Source organism: Mesotoga infera, from assembly GCA_011045915.1.
Lineage (GTDB): Bacteria > Thermotogota > Thermotogae > Petrotogales > Kosmotogaceae > Mesotoga > Mesotoga infera_D.
Window position 1 is genome coordinate 1 of the sequence record DSBT01000171.1, and the last position, 2003, is coordinate 2003.

At 46.7% G+C, this 2003-nt stretch carries 2 protein-coding genes; both read left to right on the forward strand.

The window, feature by feature from the left end:
* Positions 1-276, forward strand: a 276-nt coding sequence (locus ENN47_06075; protein HDP77738.1) for an ureidoglycolate hydrolase, incomplete at its 5' end; no start/stop codon positions are given.
* Between the two features lie 93 nt (positions 277-369).
* The gene (locus tag ENN47_06080) at positions 370-1722 is read left to right on the forward strand and encodes a sugar ABC transporter substrate-binding protein (protein ID HDP77739.1); all 1353 of its coding nucleotides are present in this window, start codon (positions 370-372) and stop codon (positions 1720-1722) included.
* Positions 1723-2003: the final 281 nt, after the last annotated feature.

Below are 2003 nucleotides of genomic sequence, written 5' to 3' on the forward strand. Positions count from 1 at the left end.
AAGACGAGAGCCTTCCTCATTGGACCGAATGAAGGCGTCCTTCTGAACAAGGGGACATGGCATTACCCGCCTTTCGCAATTGACGGTCCTACCCCCGTTTTGATGCCTCGTTATGGGAAGCTCGGAGAAATCACTGGCGACGTAACTGAGGCCTATGGCAAGAAGTGGGAGACTCCCGTTGGAAACCGTTATTTCAAAGGACAACTGCACGCATTGAAGACCGATTTCTACGGCGAAGGTTACGGCGGCGAATACAAGATAAGAATCATTCTTTGATTTGTTTGAAGGGAGGTTGGCAAGAGGAAAATCAGCTATTTGTGTAAGTGTTTTGATCTATTAGAGTACTTCTTTTGAAGGAGGATGGTACAGGTGAAGAAACTCAGTGTTTTGTTAATTGTTGTAATTGCTTTGTTTGGTGTCACTGCACTTTCAACGGAAACAATGGTTTGCACGTATGCACAGATGGCAAACGACTTCTTCCTTACCTTTGACAAAGGCGCAAGGGAGTCTGTAGAAGCTCTTGGAAACATGTACATAGCAGCAAGCGATGACAGGAGCCCTGAAAAGTTCCTGTTCCAGATCGAGTCCTTCGCTGCCGCAGGAGTCAAAATGATATTCGGTTACTCCCCAACAATCGAATCCGTTATTCAGGCATCGAACTTCGTCAACAGAGAGAAAGTCTATTACGCGAACATCCTAGAGATAGCCGACTGGTGGACACCGCTAGACGCCGGCCCATACTACGGTCAGTTCATTGGGCCTGACGCTTATGTCGATGGTTATCTTGGCGGACTGGAAATGGGAAGACTTCTCAACGGAGAGGGCGAGACCTGCGTTCTCTGGGGATTCCCCGGCTCCAAAGCAGGTAACGACAGAGTTAGAGGCTACAAAGCGGCTCTCATGGAGAACTTCCCGAATATCACGGTCATCGGTGAAGAATATGCTGACTTCATAAGAGACAAGGGTTACTCTGTCACCAAAGACTGGATCGCAAAGTTCGGTGACAGGATAGACGGAATATTCGGCGCAAATACCAGCATGAATGTTGGCGCGGCCATTGCCTGTGAAGAGGCCGGATTGGACCATGTTTTCCAGGTCACAACCGATGCTAACAAGTCCAACCTCGTCGATATCAAGGATGGAAGCCTCGACGTTGTCGCTGGAATTTACGGATTCTGGATGGCCGGAAGGCAGGCCGTTACTGTATACGACATGAAGAACGGCTGGAAACCTACCGTTCCCGAAACGATGATGTCAACAATGCAGACCTTCATTACTCCTGAAAACGTTGACTGGTACATTGAGACTTTCGGAAAGGACACCCCATATGACTACGACTGGAAGAAAATGTCAAGAACGCTTCATCCAGACGACTGGGATCCACAGGGACTTCTAGTTCCGATATACCCCGAGAGATTCACAAACTGGATTTACCTTGACAAGCCCAGGGGTTACGAAGTTCCCGAGGAATACAAGGAAGCTATGGAGTCAGGTCTTTACCAGGAGATCTACGAGCTCTACATTGACAAGTTCACAGCCGCATGGGTTGTTCCTCCATTTGAGAGCTCCCCATACAACTACATATTTGTGGCGAACAACCTGGAAGAAGGTCTAAGAGCAGATATCGTAAAGAGAATGGAAAACGATGTGCTTGTTCATGAAGTAATTGACGTTCCTTACCGCTTCGACATTCCAGATTTTGGAGAAGGATGTAATAACTAGGCACCTTATGATTCTTAAAAAACACTTTTGAATGCTGGAGTAGACTGTTCCAGCTTACAGGGGATCAGTCTACTCTTTCTGGAAGGATGAGGAATTTGGCTCTCAAAAATCTCTTGAAAAAAGGACTTAAAGCAGAGAACCTTATTGAAGTACTTCCTTACTTAGGGCTTCCTGAAAAAGCGTACAAAGCGCATGAATAGTGAAGTACAGGCGAATAATGTGGTATAATGGTGCAAGGGAAAACAAGGTATAGACTCAAAAAGCTTGCACCGAGGTGATGA